The organism is Mesorhizobium sp. C432A, assembly GCF_030323145.1.
Lineage (GTDB): Bacteria > Pseudomonadota > Alphaproteobacteria > Rhizobiales > Rhizobiaceae > Mesorhizobium.
The window spans coordinates 1,266,137-1,282,051 of the sequence record NZ_CP100470.1; the positions used below are offsets into that span (position 1 = coordinate 1,266,137).

The following is a 15,915-nucleotide window of genomic DNA, read 5'->3' on the forward strand; positions in this document are numbered from 1 at the left end:
GACATGTCCGCGCCTAGTGGATTGATACCGCTTCAACCGGGCGACCGGGCGCCGAACCTGATACTCGACGCCATTACCCAGGAAGGCAAGATTGCGCTTGACGACTTTCGCGGGCAAAAACCGGTGCTGGTCGGCCTGTTTCGAGGTCTGCATTGTGCGTTTTGCCGGCGCCACATCGCCGCTCAGGCGCGTCTCGATCCGGAGCTGCGCGAAAAGGGCGTGGAGAGCCTGACGGTGGTCAACACGCCGATCGAACGGGCGCGGCTCTATTTCCGCTACCATCCAATGCCGAACCTGCTTGCGGCGTCGGACCCGGAACGCGCTTCACATCGTGCTTTTGGACTGCCCAATCTCGAATTCACCGAGAACGAGACGAACTGGCCGTACAAGGTCGCGATGGCAGCGGCACAGGACATGCGGGTCGACATACCTGGCGAATTGCCCGGTCCCATGGATCCGATGACAGCCGCCGCAATCCTCGACAAGAAGGACCACTACGAACTGACCGAAGCCGACGAGCAGATGATGGCCACGGGACACGGACAACTGGTTGGTCAGTTCCTGCTGGACCGGCAGGGGATCGTCCGCTGGAGCTTCACGGAGGTCCCGGAGGGTGGGCGATACATGTTTGGCGCCCCAAACCCGAAGGAGCTGATGTCAGCCGTGTCGCAAGTCGCCCAATAATGAACTGACAAGTTCACCGTTTATCCGAGCACGGCCTCGACAGTGGCGACAAAGTCATCGAGCGAGCGGTCGCCGCGAATCTCGATGCGCGGAAGGTCGATGAGATCGCTATGGAGGTCCGCCGGCCCGTGCCTGCGGCCGAAGCCTACTCGATAGCCGCACTCCCTAGCCAGCCGGCCAAGCCGTCGGTCGGTGACGGAGAAGGGGCCGCGAACGCCCTGGTTGGCCGGCCGGTCCAGCGTTCGATGAACAGACGAGAGCGCAGGAGCTCGGCGGCCAGGTCAGCGCTCGACAGACCATCTATGGCGCGATGCGTCGCCATGTGGCTGCCGAAGAAGGCGCCTTCGGCAGCGAGGCGTCGCACCGTCCCGGCGCCCATAAGCGGCGTCGGCGGACCGATGTCGGTGTCCCACTTTGCACTTTCGCCCACCAGGTCCGTCACCAGGAACACTTCCGCGTTCAGGTCGTTGGCGCGCAAGATCGGCCAGGCATGGTCGGCGAAGTTCTGGAAGCCGTCATCGAAAGTGATGAGCACCGGGCGGCCGACGAAAGGCTGACGGTTGGCGATGGATGCTTCCAGCTGCTCGGAGCCAATGGCGTGAAAGCCATTGGCGCGCAGCCATCCCATCTGGCTGGCGAATGCGGCGGGCGTGAGCCGAAAGCGAGCGAGCGCGGCCGGACCTTCATCGGCAACGCCGTGATACATGAGGACAGGGATATGCCGGCGCTGCTCGTTACGTGCGACGTCGCGGCGCAAGGCTCGCGCCCCACCCCAGACGATATTTCGCGCGACGCCGATTTCGATGGGCGCGCGGATCGGCACATGATCGATCACCGGGTCCGTCGCCACATCGCCCGGCGATAGGCGGCGGAAGCGGTCTATGCGGTAGAGCTCGGTCTGGATCGATTGCTCGAGCACCAGGCCTTCGGTCGCTGCCAGCGTCTCGGAGATCGCCTGGGCACCGAATGTGTTCCAGTCGAAGCCCGTCTTTTCGACATTGTCACGCAGCACGAATGCGTGTGCGCTGATGAAACTACCGCCAGGCGCCAACGCCTCGGCAAATTTCTTGGCGATGCGCCGCAACTCGGCGAGATCGTCCAGATAGTAGAGCACCTCCGAACAGAAGATCAGATCCATCTCACCCGGCAGCGTGTCGGCAGCGAAATCGAGTACGCCGAACTCGACATTCGCCTGATTGTTGCATCGGGCGCGGGCTCGCTCGATGGCTATGGCGGAGATGTCGGTTGCGGTCAGATGGCCCACGCGCGGCGCCAGCTGCCGCGTGAAATGGCCCTCCGCACAGGCCAGCTCAAGCGCCCGGCCGATGGGACCGGCAGGCAGGATCTCGATCTGCCGCTCATATTTTTCCTGCTCATAGAGCGAGCTGTAGTTCCAGGGATCCTCGGTCGCGAAATAGCTGTTCCAGAACGCCGTGCGATCCTTGTCGTGCTTGTCCGCGACCCGTGCGCGGCGCGGCGTAACAGGCTCTGACGGTTCAGCGCTCGACCGAACCAGGTCATGCGCCTGTGCGGCCAATTGCGCGAGTTTGCCGAAGTGGCTGTCCTGATCGGGCTCGCTTCCCGCCATGGCAAACGATACCTCGGCTGCAGGCGTGTTTGACGTGGTCGCGCCGGCGCCCTTTTGCGGTGCAGGCGATCCTCCCGCAAGCCGCTCAGCAGGCACTACATCCAGGATCAATTCAATCCAATGATCGCTTGTCACCGTCCCGAGTGCACCGAACTGCACGACAGCCTCGATCCGGCCATCCAGCATCAGATGGGCATAGATCTGATCGATGCCTTCCGGCAGTTCGGTCGCGGTCGGATTGCGAGCGTCGACGCGAACTCCGAGCGTTCGCGCCAGCCTGCGCGGCGCGGCAAGATCGTCGGCTTCGAGAAGCATTTGCTCAAGCTGGTACTGGACGCGGCGAGCTGCTGCGGGATTGTCCCAGATCTTGCCGAGTTCGATGATCAACGCGGTGGTTGCGCTGCCGAACCTCGCCCATCCGGCAGCCAATTGTGCCGGCACCGACAGGCTTCCTGCCATGAGGCCATCGAAGATTACCTTGGCAATCTCATGCGCCCACTTGCGTCCCGCCGGGAGTGCGCGCAGGGGCTGCGGGTCGACCAAGCGCGAGCCTGAGCCGCATTCGGACGCGGCGTTCCGCAACGCCAGCCAAGCAAGCGCTTCGGATGCGCTGCCGCCGTTCGCCGAACTGGAAACCAAGGGATTATGCGCCACGCCGTACTACCCGCGCCTGGTTCTGAGGGAGAACAAGTGTCCCGCAACGCGCTTACATCGCCGGTCTGGAAAAAGCAAAAGGCGCCCCGAAAGGCGCCTCTTCATCGCTTGATTCCCCTAGAGGAAACTGGAGCGGGTGAAGCGATTCGAACGCTCGACCCCAACCTTGGCAAGGTTGTGCTCTACCCCTGAGCTACACCCGCTCACACGGCCCTTTGGCCGCAAGCCGGGCCTATATGGCTGAAGAGCGCGGCGATTGCAACAGGGAAATGACGGGCTTTTTGGTCGCGCCAAATCGCTTGGCGGAACCTTGTCGGCCACGCGGGTGGTTCATCGACTTCCCGCATGACGGTCTTGTCTCGGCGGCATCATTGGCCGTAAACGGCTTTGCCGCGCGCCGATACAGGGGAAGACCACCAATGCCGAAGACCGAAGCCGAGCTTTTCGCCTTTCTTGCCGATCTCGGCATATCAGTGTCGACCGTGCGCCATCCGCCGCTCTATACGGTGGCCGATTCGCAGTCGCTGCGCGGCGAGATACCGGGCGGGCACACGAAAAATCTGTTTCTCAAGGACAAGAAGGACAATTTCTTCCTGGTCAGCGTCGGCGAGGAGGCGGTCGTCGACCTGAAGCAGATCCACACGATGATCGGCGCCGCCGGCCGGGTGTCGTTCGGCAAGCCGGAGATGCTGATGGAGCTGCTCGGTGTCATTCCGGGCGCGGTCACCGTGTTCGGGCTGATCAACGACACCGAAAGACGGGTCAAAGTGGTGCTCGACCAGGATTTGATAGCACATGCGACAGTCAACGCGCATCCGCTGACCAATGAGGCGACGACGTCGATCGCGTCCGCCGACCTCATCAGATTCGTCGAGGCAACCGGACATGATGCTGCTATCTTGAAAGTCTCGGCTTGATCGCCACATGGATGGCGAAAACTGACCTCTAGTTAAGGACGTCGCGCTGCTCCGCTGGGCGCGATCGGAAGGGCGACGACATGAGCGACAACAACAATCCGTTTGGCGGCCAATTCGGCGGCAATTCTGGCCAGTACACCACGTCCGTGCAATATGGCGGCGCCGAGCCGGCCAAGTCGGCACTTGGCCCGACACCCGGCGCAGCACCTGCCGCTGGCGAGCTGATCAAGGACACCACGACCGCCACTTTCGCCGCCGACGTCATCCAGGAATCGCGCAAACAGCCGGTACTGGTCGATTTCTGGGCGCCGTGGTGCGGGCCCTGCAAGCAGCTCACGCCGCTTCTGGAAAAGGCGGTCAAGGCCGCCGGCGGCAAGGTCAAGCTGGTCAAAATGAACATTGACGATCATCCCTCGATCGCCGGCCAGCTCGGCATCCAATCGATCCCGGCGGTCATCGCCTTCAAGGACGGCCAGCCTGTCGACGGCTTCATGGGCGCCATCCCCGAGAGCCAGATCGCCGAGTTCATCACCAAGGTCGGCGGCAAGGGCAATGGTGCGCCGCCGGTGGCCGAAGCACTGGCCGCGGCGGCGGAAGCGCATGCGGCGGGCGATGCGCAGACCGCAGCCGACATTTACGACGCCATCCTGGCGCAAGCGCCGGAGACGATCGAGGCGATTGCCGGGCTGGGCGAGCTTCTGTTCGAGGCCGGCGACAGCGACGGCGCCGAGGCGCTGCTGGCAACGGCGCCGGAGGCCAAGAAAAATGCGCCGGCACTTGCCGCGCTGCGTGCCAAGATGACGCTGGCTGCGGAAGCGGCAGCACTTGGCAATCCAGCTGAATTCGAGCAGCGACTGGCCGCCAATCCCGGCGACCACCAGGCGCGTTTCGACCTCGCCATGATCCAGAACGCCAAGGGCGAGCGCCATGCGGCGGCCGACAATCTTCTGGCGATTATAAAAGCCGACCGGACGTGGAACGAGGACGGCGCCAGGGCGCAGCTGCTGAAACTGTTCGAGGCCTGGGGCATGACCGACGAGGCGACGCTGGCGGCACGGCGCAAATTGTCGTCGCTGCTGTTTTCCTGAGCCGTTTGCCGGCCAAATTGCCGGGGCGTGGCTGTCGGGCCTTGCGGTCGGCGGCCGCCGCGCCAGATTAGGCCGATAACATCGCGCCCGAAGCGGGTCGGAGGAGTGAAGGTGCAGGTCGGAAACGCATTTTACCGGGTCGGCAAGGATCTGCCGGCAACCATTCCGGTGTTTCCGCTTGCCGGCGCGCTGCTGCTGCCGGGCGGGCGCATGCCGCTCAACATCTTCGAGCCGCGCTACCTGCAGATGGTGGATGAGGCGATCGCCGGCGCGCGGCTGATCGGCATCGTCCAGCCCAGCCTCAATGGCGCGTTGCGCGCCGACGGGGAGCCGGAACTGTGCAATGTCGGCTGCGCCGGGCGCATCATCTCGATGGCCGAGAGCGGCGACGGCCGCTATCTGGTTTCGCTGCAGGGCGTCTGCCGTTTCCGCATCACCAGCGAATTGCCGGTGAAGACGCCTTTCCGGAAATGCAAGCTGGCGCCGTTCCTCACCGATCTTGCCGAAGACCAGGCGGCAAGCGAGGTCGACCGGCCGGCGCTGTTGAAAGCGTTTCGCGCTTATCTGCAGGCCAACGATCTCGAAGCCGATTGGGAAAGCGTCAGCCGCGCCGAGAACACCATGCTGGTCAATGCGCTGTCGATGATGGCGCCCTACGGACCGGCCGAGAAACAGGCGCTGCTGGAGGCGCCCGACCTGAAAGCCCGCGCGGAGACGCTGATCGCGATCACCGAAATGGCGCTGGCGCGCGAGAATGAGGACTTTGGCTCCAGCCTGCAATAAGGGCTGAGCCGATGGCTGAAGGGGGATCCAATGGCTGCGGATGGGCGTGACGGCAAGTCGGTCAATGTCGATCCAAAATTGCTGGAGCTGCTGGCCTGCCCGCTGACCAAGGGGCCGCTGGCCTGGGACCCGGTGCGCGGCGAGTTGATCTCGCGGCTTGCCAAGCTCGCTTATCCCGTGCGCGACGGCATCCCGATCATGCTGCCCTCGGAGGCGCGGACTATTTCGGCGGAAGACGTGCTGTCGCCGCCGCGATTGGGTGGGCCGGGCTGAAGGGCCAGGGGTGGTTCAAACGGACCTCAGCCTAAGAAGCCATTCTGTTGGCGATCCTTCGCGCCCCCCTCTGCCCTTGCCGGCATTAATGTCATGGGCTCCCGACCGCCCTGCACTTGCCTACTGAAAATTCCGCCCCTTGGGCATGACCCTTTCAGCTTTGTCCGAGAGGGTGGCAATGTCGGGCCGGGCAGCCGGCGTCATCTCTTCCAGCAGCACCGTCAGCCACGGCGTCAAATCCTCGATCTTCTCGGCGACGATGTGGATGACGTCGGATTCCGACTGCAGCTTGCCGGTGACCTTGACGAAGCGCGCGCCCATGACGATGGGCCGGAAACGGGTAAAGGTCCGCTCCCAGAAAATGACGTTGGCGACGGCCTTGTCGTCTTCCAGCGTCAGGAAGATCGCATTGCCCTTGCCGGGCCGCTGCCGCACCAGCACCAGGCCGGCGACCGAGACCCGCCTGCCGTCGCGCACCGAGCCGAGATTGGCATTGGGAATGACGCCGGCGCGGTCGAGCCGCTCGCGCAGGAAGGCGACCGGATGCGCCTTCAGCGACAGGCCGAGCGCGCGGTAGTCGTGGATGACGTGCTCGCCGAGCGGCATTGTCGGCAGTTTTGTCTCGGGCTCGAGTTCGCGCAGCCGGATCGCCGGCTGGTCGAACAGCGGCAGCCGTTCGGCGGCGCTCTTGCCATCCAGCGCGCGCACCGCCCACAAGGCTTCACGACGGTCGAGGCCGAGCGAGCGGAAGGCGTCAGCCTGCGCCAGTCTTTCGATTTCGCCGACATCGAGGCCCGAGCGCAGCCACACATCCCTGACGCTTGTATAGCCGGCGCCGCGCCGCGCGGTGAAAGCTTCCATACGCTTCTCGGCCAAGCCCTTGATCTGACGGAAGCCAAGCCGGACGGCGTACCGGGTCTTGATGACACCGCGCATTTCGGCATGGCGCCCCAGGATGCGGCCCGGATCGAATTGGGCTTTCTCCAGGGTGCAGTCCCAGTCGGAAAAATTGACGTCGACGTCGCGGATATCGACGCCATGGTCGCGCGCGTCGCGCACCAGCTGGGCCGGCTGGTAAAACCCCATCGGCTGCGAATTCAGGATCGCGGCGCAGAACACGTCGGGATAAAAGGTCTTGAACCAGCAGGAGGCATAGACGAGCAAAGCGAAGGAGGCGGCGTGGCTTTCGGGAAAGCCGTATTCGCCGAAGCCTTCGATCTGCTTGAAGCAGCGCTCGGCGAAGTCTTTGGTGTATCCCTTGCCGACCATGCCGTCGATCATGCGCTGGCGGTAATTGCCGATGGTGCCGGTGCGCTTGAAGGTGGCCATGGCGCGGCGTAGTTCGTCGGCTTCGCCGGGTTTGAAACCACCGGCGACGATTGCAATATTCATCGCCTGTTCCTGAAACAGCGGCACGCCGAGTGTCTTCTTGAGAATAGCCTCCAGCTCTGGCTTTTGATATTCAGCCGCTTCCTTGCCCTGCCGACGGCGCAGATAGGGGTGCACCATGTCGCCCTGGATCGGGCCGGGCCGCACGATCGCCACCTCGATGACCAGGTCGTAGAATTCGCGCGGGCGTAGACGCGGCAGCATCGACATCTGCGCGCGCGATTCGATCTGGAAGACGCCGAGCGTGTCGGCGCGGCAGATCATGTCGTACACGTCGTTCTCTTCCGGCGGCAGGGTGGCCAGCACATAGGGTCGGCCGTAATCATCCCGGGCCTTCGGATAATGGTCGGTGAGCAAGGTGAAGGCGCGCTTCAGGCAGGTCAGCATGCCAAGCGCCAGAATATCCACCTTCAGGATCTTCACCGCGTCGAGATCGTCCTTATCCCACTCGACCATCTTGCGCGCCTCCATCGCCGTCTTGACGATGGGGACGATCTCGTCGAGCCGGTCGCGGGTAATGACGAAGCCGCCGACATGCTGCGACAGATGCCGGGGAAAGCCCATGATCTCGTTGGCGTGGGCGATCACGTGACGGGTCGAGGTCTCGTTGCGGTCGAGGCCGCCGGCATGCGCCTCCTTCTCGCCGAGCTCCGAGGTCGACCAGCCCCAGATCGAACTGGAGAGCGCAATGCGGACATCGTCCGATAGGCCCATGGCCTTGGCCACCTCGCGCAGCGCCGAGCGGCCGCGATAGCTGATGACGGCGGCAGCCAGCGCGGTGCGCTTGGCGCTGTATTTGGAGTAGATGTACTGGATCACCTCCTCACGCCGCTCATGCTCGAAATCGACGTCGATGTCGGGCGGCTCGTTGCGCTCCTCGGAAATGAAGCGCTCGAACAACGTGTCGATGCGCTCGGGGCCGACCTCGGTGATGCCGATGCAGTAGCAGACGATCGAGTTGGCGGCCGAGCCTCTGCCCTGGCACAGAATGCCCTCATTGCGGGCGAACTGGACGATGTCGTAAACGGTCAGGAAATAGCGCGCATAATTCAGACGCTCGATCAGAGCGAGCTCCTCACTGATGCGCTGCAAGACGGAAGCGGGGACGCCCGCCGGATAGCGCGTGGCGGCCCCCTCCCTGGCCAGACGCTCTAGCTCGGCCTGCGGCCCAAGCCCTGATTGCGTCGGCTCGTCGGGATAATTGTACTGGAGGTCGCTGAGCGAGAAGGTCAGTTCGCCGGCAAAGCGCAGCGTCTCGGCCAGCGCCGGTGGATGGCGGCGGAAGAGACGGGCCATTTCCAGCGGCGGCTTCAGATGGCGCTCGGCGTTGGCCGTCAGCTCCAGCCCGACCTCGGCGACCGGCAAATTGAGGCGGATGGCGGTGAGCACATCTTGCAGCGAGCGGCGCTCGGCGCTGTGATAAAGCACGTCGTTGGTCGCCATCAGCGGCACGCCGGCGATGTCCGCCATGCCCGCCGCCTGCTCGATGCGGAAACGGTCATTGCCGCGATAATCCGGCGCCATGCCTAGCCGCAAATTAGCGCCGAAACGGTCTTTCAGTTGACGGACCAATGCCAGGGGATCGTCGGCATTCGCCGAGAGATCCGGCAGCACCGCCAGCGACAGCAGGTCGCCCCATTCGAGCAGGTCGCTGCGCTGGAGAAGGGTCGCGCCCTTCTCGTTTTCATCGCGCAAATTGGCTTGCGTCAGCATGCGGCAGAGATGGCCCCAGCCCTTGCGGTTCTGCGGATAGGCGAGAATGTCCGGCGTGCCGTCGCCGAACACCAGGCGGCAACCGGGGTGATAGGCGAGCTTCTCGACCTTGGCCTGCTGCCAGGCGCGCACGACGCCGGCCACCGTGTTGCGGTCTGCCAGTCCGATCGAGGAAAAGCCGAGGAATTTGGCCGCCACCACCAGCTCCTCCGGCTTGGAGGCGCCGCGCAGGAAGGAGAAGTTCGACTGGATGCCGAATTCCGCATAGGGGATGACGGTCAGCGCGTTCATGCGAAGACTCCATGCATGAACCAGCGCGGCGGCACCTGCGGGTTGCCATAGAGGCCTTGCCGGTAGAGCCAGTAGCGGCGGCCGTCGGCATCCTCGATCCGGAAATAGTCACGCGTCGATGTGAGCGGATCGCTTGACGTTTCACGCCACCATTCCGGCGCGATGCGTTCCGGCCCCTCGGCGCGCGCGACCCGGTAGAGCGCGCGGCGCCAGCGGAAATTCATCGGCGGACCCTCAGGCATTTCGGTGGCCGGCACCTCGATCGGCTCGGGCGAACGGAACAGCCGGATCGGCCGTTCCGGCGGGAAGATGGTTGCGCGCGGCGCGTCTTTCGAGCCCGGCTTCCTGAGCGGTGTTTTGCGTTGTGGCGCTTCCGAGAACGGGATGGTGGCGATGGCGCGCTCCGGCAGATGGCTCTCGAGGGCGACCGGTTTCAGCACCGCACTGTCGCCGAGCCTGGCGCGGATGCGGTCGGCAAAGAGTGCCATGTCGGCGCCGTCATCCTCGGTCTCGCCGGTCAAATCGGCCTGCTGCATGTCGAAGCCGGCGGCCGCCAGCACCGAAAGCCGCACCAGGTCGAAGCCGTAGCCGGCATCGATGTCCTGTTCGAGCGCGGCCAGCCGCTCATGGAACAGGCGCTGGATAAGCTTGGGTTCGCGCAACGGTCGCGAGGTACCGACAGCGATGCGGCTGACGGCGCCGTCGACGCGAAACAAAAGCAGCGCCAGCATCCTTGCGCCCTCGCCGCGGCGTTCGAGATCGGCCTTCAGCGTCACCGCCAGCAAGAGCACCAGCCGTTCGATCTCGGCGGTCAGCACGACCGGCTCGGCCAGGTGGCGTTCGACCGAAAGCGGGGCCACGGGCAGGCGCGGCGATACCGCCTCGTCGAGGCGGCCGAGCGCCTGGTCGAGCCGCAACAGCAAGGTCGGGCCGAAGCGACGGGCGAGCGGCGCGCGCGGCGCTGCCATGACCGCGCCGGCGGTCCGCAGGCCGACGCTTTCCAAGCTGGCGCGGATATCGGCCTCGATGCGCAGTGCCGCCAGCGGCAAGGGGGCGAGCAGCGCTTCCTCCTCGCCGGAGACAACGATGCGGTTGCCGCAGAAGCGCGCCGCCGCCCAGGCTGCACCCGGCGTCGCGGCCAACCCTGCGCGGACATCGAAACCCTGCTGGAAAAACCGCGCAAGGATGTCGTCCAGCATGGCGCGCTCGCCGCCGAACAGATGCGTGCAGCCGGTGACGTCGAGATAAAGGCCATCAGTACCGTCGAGCGCCACCAGCGGCGTATAGCGATCGCACCAGTCGGCGAGGCCTTCGAGCAGCCGGCGATCGGCGTCCGGATCGGCCTCGACGATGTCGATCGAGGGATGCATGGCGCGCGCATCGGCAATGCCCATGCCAGGCTTCAGATGCAGCGCCTCAGCCCGCTCGTCGAGGGCCGATATGCGCTGGGCGTTGCGGTCGCGATGGCTGATCACGAGCGGTGGGTGAGATGGCGGCAGATGATCCGAAGGCCGGGAACGCCACGACCGTCCCAGGCGCTGGCGCAGGATCCGTTCTGCCGCCAGATGCGGGAACCACAGCGACAGAATTCTCTGCCCGTTTTTCGCGGGGCTTTCTTTCTTCGAATGCGTGTTCATCGGGGTTCCACTCCAGTGTGAATTGTCCAGGCAGAGCGGTGCGGCTCTTGCCGATGCTGACGGTGAAGGCAGGCCGGCCGATCGAGCCGGCGAGCGACCCGGCGATCGTCCGGCGGCTCGCCGCTGGTGCAGCCGACACGATGAGGCGCACCGGGGCGGCGGTCGGCTCGGCTTCGCCGGCCTGGCGCAGCAGGAACACCGGCCGGCCGGCGTTTTGGGCGCGCGCGTGCAGCCGGCGCGTCGCGGTGAGGTCGAGCCGCTGCGGGCTGCCACGGATTTCGAGGATGATTGCGGCGAGCGCCGTCATCTTCGCGGCCTCCTCGGCTACCCACAGCGCATCGGTGAGTTTCGGCGCCTCGGAAAACAGCAATTGCTCCGGTGCGATACCGAACATGCCCTGCAATCCCCTGGCATAGGGAAAGCCGGCCTCGCGAAAAATCTCCGATGTGCCGATCCACAGCACGGGCAAGGGCTGGCCCTTGAGGATCAGGCTGACAAGCGACAGCACAAAGCCGGCGACGGCCCCGGCATTGCGGGTCTCAAGGCCATGGATTTCACTCAAGGCGGCTTTCGGCAGGCCGCCGCTCAGCGCCGCATCGAGGTGCTCGACGCCGGTCGCCAGGAAAGCATTCGGCGAAGCCACGGCAAGCCCGCGCCGGATGATGGTGACATCGGCATTAGGTTCGGGCGCACCGCCGATAGCGCTGTCAGCGCGCGCACGAGGTCGCTCGCCGGCCGGCGCGGCCAGGCGCTCGGGCAGCGTTCCCTCGATCTTCGCGATCTGGCGGCGCAGGGCAAAAACAGTCTCCCGCGCCACGGCTGATGTCGCCATGACGGTCAATTTCTCTCATAATTGTTCCTGTTATGTTCTTATAGATTCCAGAGGGTGCCGAAAGAGTCAAGCGGAGTCAGAAGGAATTTATTCCTTGATCAAAGGTGGCGAGGCCAACCTTGGACTTTGGTCGCAGCCATTCGGCGCAAAGAATTGGCCAGGTACCCGTCCATTTGCCGAGTCCGGAGGGAAAGCCTATATGCCGGATCAAAGGACAAAGCATGGCCCGCATCTACAAGACCCGCACCTGGCACGATGAACTCTCGCCTTCGATCGAGGAGATCGAGTTTCTGGCGCTGGAGGCGTACGCACATCTGCCCGACGATTTTCGCAAGCTGACCGGCGAGATCGTCATCATGATCGCCGAATTCCCGACCGACGAGATCATGGACGATCTGTCGCTGGAGACGCCGTTCGACCTGCTCGGCCTGTTCGAGGGCCGCGGCATCGCCGAGCGCTGGAACCCGCAGACCGGCGAAGGCCCGAACCGCATCACCCTCTACCGCCGCGCCATCCTCGACTACTGGGCCGAGAACGAAGAGACGCTGGGCGACATCGTCACCCATGTGCTGATCCACGAGATCGGTCACCATTTCGGCCTGTCGGACGACGATATGGAAAAGCTTGAAGAGGCGGCGGAGTAAGGCTGTGCGATATTCAGGTGGCGAGCCGGCCTGCGAACGGCAGCTTCCTGCGCTTCCGGTGCTCGCGTACTTTAAGTACGCTCCGCTCCGGTTCTCGGAAACCACTGTTCTCGGCTCGGCCTGACCTGAATCTCGACACAGCCTGCGTCCGTGCCTGGCAAAGCCTACCAGTCGCTCAGCTTGGTATCCGGCCCGTATTCCTGGCCGTCGATATCCTTCACCACCGCCTGGCCGCAGCGCATCGATTTGGTCTTCTTGTCGTAGGCGTAGGTCGGCGAGCCGTACAGGTGCCAGCCCTTGTTCAGCGCCGCGGTCACCTTGTGGCAGAAGGTTGAATCGTCGGGGGCGGACAAAAAGCGGTAAAGTCTCATGGGTCAGATCCTGTCGTGAGTTCGTCTTTTCGGGGCGGATCATGCGCCGATGGCGGCGGCCTTCGCCAGCAATTTCTCGGCCTGCGCCAGGTGCAGCCGCTCGACCATCCTGCCGTTCAAAGCAATCACGCCCTTGCCGGCATTTTCCGGCAAGGCGAAGGCATCCTTCACCGCGCGCGCCTGGGCCAAGGCTTCGGGCGCGGGCGCAAAGGCTCGGTTGGCGGTTTCGATCTGGGCGGGGTGGATCAGCGTCTTGCCATCGAACCCCATGGCAGCGGCTTCCGTGCATTCGCGCGCAAACGCGTCGAGGTCGCGAAAATCGTTGGAGACGCCGTCGAGCATGTCGATGCCGCCGGCCCGCGCCGCCAGCACCATCTGCATCAGCCAAGGCACGAGGTAGCGCCGATCAGGCGTCGCCAGAATGCCGGTTTCCTTGACCAGATCGTTCGTTCCGGCCACGAAACAAGCTAGGCGCGAGGCCGGGTCGCGGCCGAGTTCGGCAATGGCGCCGATGTTGAGCATGGCCTTGGGCGTCTCGATCATCGCCCAGAGCTTGACGCTGTCGGGGGCAAAATTATCGTCGAGCACGTCGCCGACTTCGAGGATGTCACGCGGCGTGGCGACCTTGGACAACAGGATGCCGTCGGGCTCGAATTTCGCCGCGGCCAGCAAATCGTCGTTGCCCCATTCGCTGGACAGCGCGTTGACGCGCACGATCATTTCGCAGCGGCGCCCATGCTGATTGGCAACTGGTCGGCTGGCGAAAATGCCGGCCAATTTGTCCCGCGCTGCGATCTTGTCTGAGGGCGCGACGGCGTCTTCGAGGTCGATGATCACGGCATCGCAGGCCAGCGTCGCGATCTTGGCCAGCGCCTTGTCGTTGGAGGCGGGGACGTAAAGCACCGAGCGGCGCGGGAGGTAAGGTTCGCTTGTCATGGCCGATCTATGCCGCGTGGGGGCGGGTGAGGCAAGCGTCCGACCGGTACCTGATGACGAGCCAACCGCGAAAGCTTGCGCTGCCCCGCCCGTCCCGCAGCAGTTGCGGAAGGGGGCCTTTCCTCTCCCCCGTCGATCGGGGGAGAGGTGTCGAGCGAAGCTCGACGGAGTGGGGGTTGACCCTTGGGCGCAACTCGAGCAAGGCGCTCAGTGCCCTTCCGATGTCCGTTCGCGGCGATTGCCAGGTGGTTCCCCCACTCCGTCTCGGCTTCGCCGAGCCACCTCTCCCCCCTCCGGAGGGAGAGGAAAAAGGAGCCCGGCCGTAAGCGCAGGTCCTGCACGAAAACTGCACATCCCTGCGGAAAACCTCCTCCGCTCCGCCCCGCCGTTTCCATGCGAGCCCGCGACAACAGCGGCATGCAACAGCGAAACGCTCACCTTTGGTCCTTGCCCTATCGCCTGCGCAGCGAAAGCTGGTGGTTGGTCGATCCGCCCCGGGCGGCGGCCCGCCCTTACCTGGAAGCGAGCCTGCTCCCTTTTATCCGCCCACCGGCCGAGCGGACCCAGCCCATCAGGAAAATCCGCGCATGACATCGTTTGCAAGCTTTTCCAGCCGCTTCGGCATCGCCGTCCTGCTCGTGGCGCTGGCGGATTTTTTCTTTTACGGCCAGCCCGCCGGGATCACGGTGCTGCTGTTTGCCATCCTGATCGCCGGCGCGGTGGTCGCTGTGCATCCTGCCGCGCTGAAATCCACCCGACCCTGGCTCAAGCCGGCCGCTTTGTTCGTCGCGCTGCTGCCGCTGACCGAGAACGTCAGCCCGCTGTCGGTGGCGATAGCTGTCGTGGCGCTGGTGGTGTTTGCGCTGTCCCTGTCCGGGCGGCTACGGCACGGCATCGCCCGCATTGCCGGCCAGGTGGCGCTGTTCCTGCTGGCGGCGCCGCTGCGCCTTATCCGTGACTTTTTCCAATGGCGCCGCACGGTGCGCCGGCTTGGCGGCCGCCGCATCCGCCTGGCGTCCATCATCGTCTGGGTCATGCCGGTGACGCTGGGCGCGGTGTTCCTGTTCTTGTTCGGCGCCGCCAATCCGGTCATCGAATACTGGCTGTCGCTGATCGACCTGATGAAGCTGCTCGATCTCATCCAACTGGCGCGGATCGTCTTCTGGCTGTTCGTGATCGCCGGCGTCTGGGCTTTCCTGCGGCCTCGCCTGCCGCGTTTCCCGCGCCGCCTTCCACCTTTGACGCCGCCTGCAGCCGTGGCCGCACCGGCCGCGACTAAACCAGCGACAACGATCGAGGCCGTCGTCTTCGGCAAGGCCGCGATCCTGCGCGCGCTGATCGTCTTCAACGCCTTGTTTGCGCTGCAGACCGGGCTCGACGCAGCCTATCTCTGGGGTGGGGTCGCCCTGCCGGACGGGTTGAGCTATGCCGCCTATGCGCATCGCGGCGCCTATCCACTGATCGCCACCGCGCTGCTGGCCGCCGGCTTCGTGCTGGCGGCGCTGCGGCCGGGCAGCGAAACCTCAGGCGATCCGCTGATCCGCCGGCTGGTCTATGCCTGGGTGGCGCAGAACATCGTGCTGGTCATCTCGTCGATTCTCAGGCTCGATCTCTATATCGGCGTCTATGCACTGACCTACTGGCGCATCGCCGCCTTCGTCTGGATGGGGTTGGTGGCGTCAGGGCTTGCACTGATCATTGCCCGCATCGCGGTTGGAAAATCCAACGAATGGCTGCTCTCCGCCAATCTTGCGACGCTATCGGCGACGCTTTATGCCTGCTGCTTCATCAACTTCGCCGCAATGATCGCCAATTTCAATGTCGACCATTCCCTTGAAATGACCGGCGACGGCACGCCTATCGATACCGAATATCTGCGCTCGCTCGGCGCTGCCGCCATGCCGGCGCTGGACCGCCTCTACATGCACCAATTCGGAAACCAAACGACCTATCTGGCCCACCAAATGATGATCGACGACACTATCGCCGAGCAGAAGCAGTGGCGCGCCTGGAGCTTTCGCGGCTGGAGGCTCGTGCAGGTTCTCGACAAGAGAGGTCCGCTCGTGCTTCCTCCACCTACCCAGCCCTCGCAACCTTCAGTGCCGGACCGTTAGA

At 64.4% G+C, this 15,915-nt stretch carries 13 protein-coding genes and 1 tRNA gene; 7 read left to right on the forward strand and 7 right to left on the reverse strand.

Going from position 1 to position 15,915, the window contains the following annotated elements; genetic code table 11:
• The first annotated feature begins 3 nt into the window (after positions 1-3).
• The gene (locus tag NLY33_RS06010; RefSeq protein ID WP_023672127.1) at positions 4-684 is read left to right on the forward strand and encodes a redoxin domain-containing protein; all 681 of its coding nucleotides are present in this window, start codon (positions 4-6) and stop codon (positions 682-684) included.
• A gap of 145 nt (positions 685-829) precedes the next feature.
• On the opposite strand, the gene NLY33_RS06015 is transcribed toward NLY33_RS06010, so the two are convergent.
• A complete protein-coding gene (locus NLY33_RS06015) occupies positions 830-2,731 on the reverse strand; it encodes an SAM-dependent methyltransferase (protein ID WP_286439501.1) in 1,902 nt (633 codons plus the stop codon).
• Between the two features lie 323 nt (positions 2,732-3,054).
• A tRNA-Gly gene (locus NLY33_RS06020) sits at positions 3,055-3,129 on the reverse strand.
• Between the two features lie 216 nt (positions 3,130-3,345).
• Here NLY33_RS06020 and NLY33_RS06025 point away from each other — a divergent pair.
• The 4 genes from NLY33_RS06025 to NLY33_RS06040 all read left to right on the forward strand — a co-directional run bounded on the left by NLY33_RS06025 (position 3,346) and on the right by NLY33_RS06040 (position 5,987).
• Complete coding sequence (locus NLY33_RS06025) at positions 3,346-3,843, forward strand: prolyl-tRNA synthetase associated domain-containing protein (protein ID WP_023672125.1); 498 nt, start codon at positions 3,346-3,348, stop codon at positions 3,841-3,843.
• A gap of 80 nt (positions 3,844-3,923) precedes the next feature.
• A complete protein-coding gene (trxA, locus tag NLY33_RS06030; RefSeq protein WP_023672124.1) occupies positions 3,924-4,931 on the forward strand; it encodes a thioredoxin in 1,008 nt (335 codons plus the stop codon).
• A 111-nt stretch (positions 4,932-5,042) separates the two neighbouring features.
• The gene (locus NLY33_RS06035; RefSeq protein ID WP_023672123.1) at positions 5,043-5,714 is read left to right on the forward strand and encodes an LON peptidase substrate-binding domain-containing protein; all 672 of its coding nucleotides are present in this window, start codon (positions 5,043-5,045) and stop codon (positions 5,712-5,714) included.
• 30 nt (positions 5,715-5,744) lie between these two features.
• Positions 5,745-5,987 (forward strand): Trm112 family protein, encoded by a 243-nt coding sequence (locus NLY33_RS06040; RefSeq protein WP_023672122.1) that lies wholly within the window; start codon positions 5,745-5,747, stop codon positions 5,985-5,987.
• A 120-nt stretch (positions 5,988-6,107) separates the two neighbouring features.
• On the opposite strand, the gene NLY33_RS06045 is transcribed toward NLY33_RS06040, so the two are convergent.
• Genes NLY33_RS06045 through NLY33_RS06055 form a run of 3 tightly spaced genes read right to left on the reverse strand, consistent with a single transcriptional unit; the run spans position 6,108 to position 11,849 of the window.
• Positions 6,108-9,380, reverse strand: a complete 3,273-nt coding sequence (locus NLY33_RS06045; protein ID WP_023672121.1) for an error-prone DNA polymerase — start codon at positions 9,378-9,380, stop codon at positions 6,108-6,110.
• Complete coding sequence (locus NLY33_RS06050) at positions 9,377-10,855, reverse strand: DUF6504 family protein (RefSeq protein ID WP_023706803.1); 1,479 nt, start codon at positions 10,853-10,855, stop codon at positions 9,377-9,379. The genes NLY33_RS06045 and NLY33_RS06050 overlap by 4 nt, the downstream gene beginning before the upstream one ends.
• Entirely contained in the window at positions 10,797-11,849 is a 1,053-nt protein-coding gene (locus NLY33_RS06055; RefSeq protein ID WP_023706804.1) for an ImuA family protein, read from the reverse strand. Before NLY33_RS06055 ends, NLY33_RS06050 begins: the two co-directional genes overlap by 59 nt.
• 221 nt (positions 11,850-12,070) lie before the next feature.
• On the opposite strand from NLY33_RS06055, the gene NLY33_RS06060 reads away from it, so the two are divergent.
• A complete protein-coding gene (locus tag NLY33_RS06060; protein ID WP_023673918.1) occupies positions 12,071-12,493 on the forward strand; it encodes a metallopeptidase family protein in 423 nt (140 codons plus the stop codon).
• 164 nt (positions 12,494-12,657) lie between these two features.
• Here NLY33_RS06060 and NLY33_RS06065 read toward each other — a convergent pair whose 3' ends face one another.
• Together NLY33_RS06065 and NLY33_RS06070 are read right to left on the reverse strand one after the other, a co-directional pair.
• The gene (locus tag NLY33_RS06065; RefSeq protein WP_023673921.1) at positions 12,658-12,864 is read right to left on the reverse strand and encodes a DUF1737 domain-containing protein; all 207 of its coding nucleotides are present in this window, start codon (positions 12,862-12,864) and stop codon (positions 12,658-12,660) included.
• 39 nt (positions 12,865-12,903) lie between these two features.
• A complete protein-coding gene (locus tag NLY33_RS06070; RefSeq protein WP_023706805.1) occupies positions 12,904-13,800 on the reverse strand; it encodes an HpcH/HpaI aldolase/citrate lyase family protein in 897 nt (298 codons plus the stop codon).
• A 587-nt stretch (positions 13,801-14,387) separates the two neighbouring features.
• Between NLY33_RS06070 and NLY33_RS06075 the strand changes: the two genes are divergently transcribed.
• Positions 14,388-15,914 (forward strand): DUF4153 domain-containing protein, encoded by a 1,527-nt coding sequence (locus NLY33_RS06075; RefSeq protein ID WP_023706807.1) that lies wholly within the window; start codon positions 14,388-14,390, stop codon positions 15,912-15,914.
• Position 15,915: the final 1 nt, after the last annotated feature.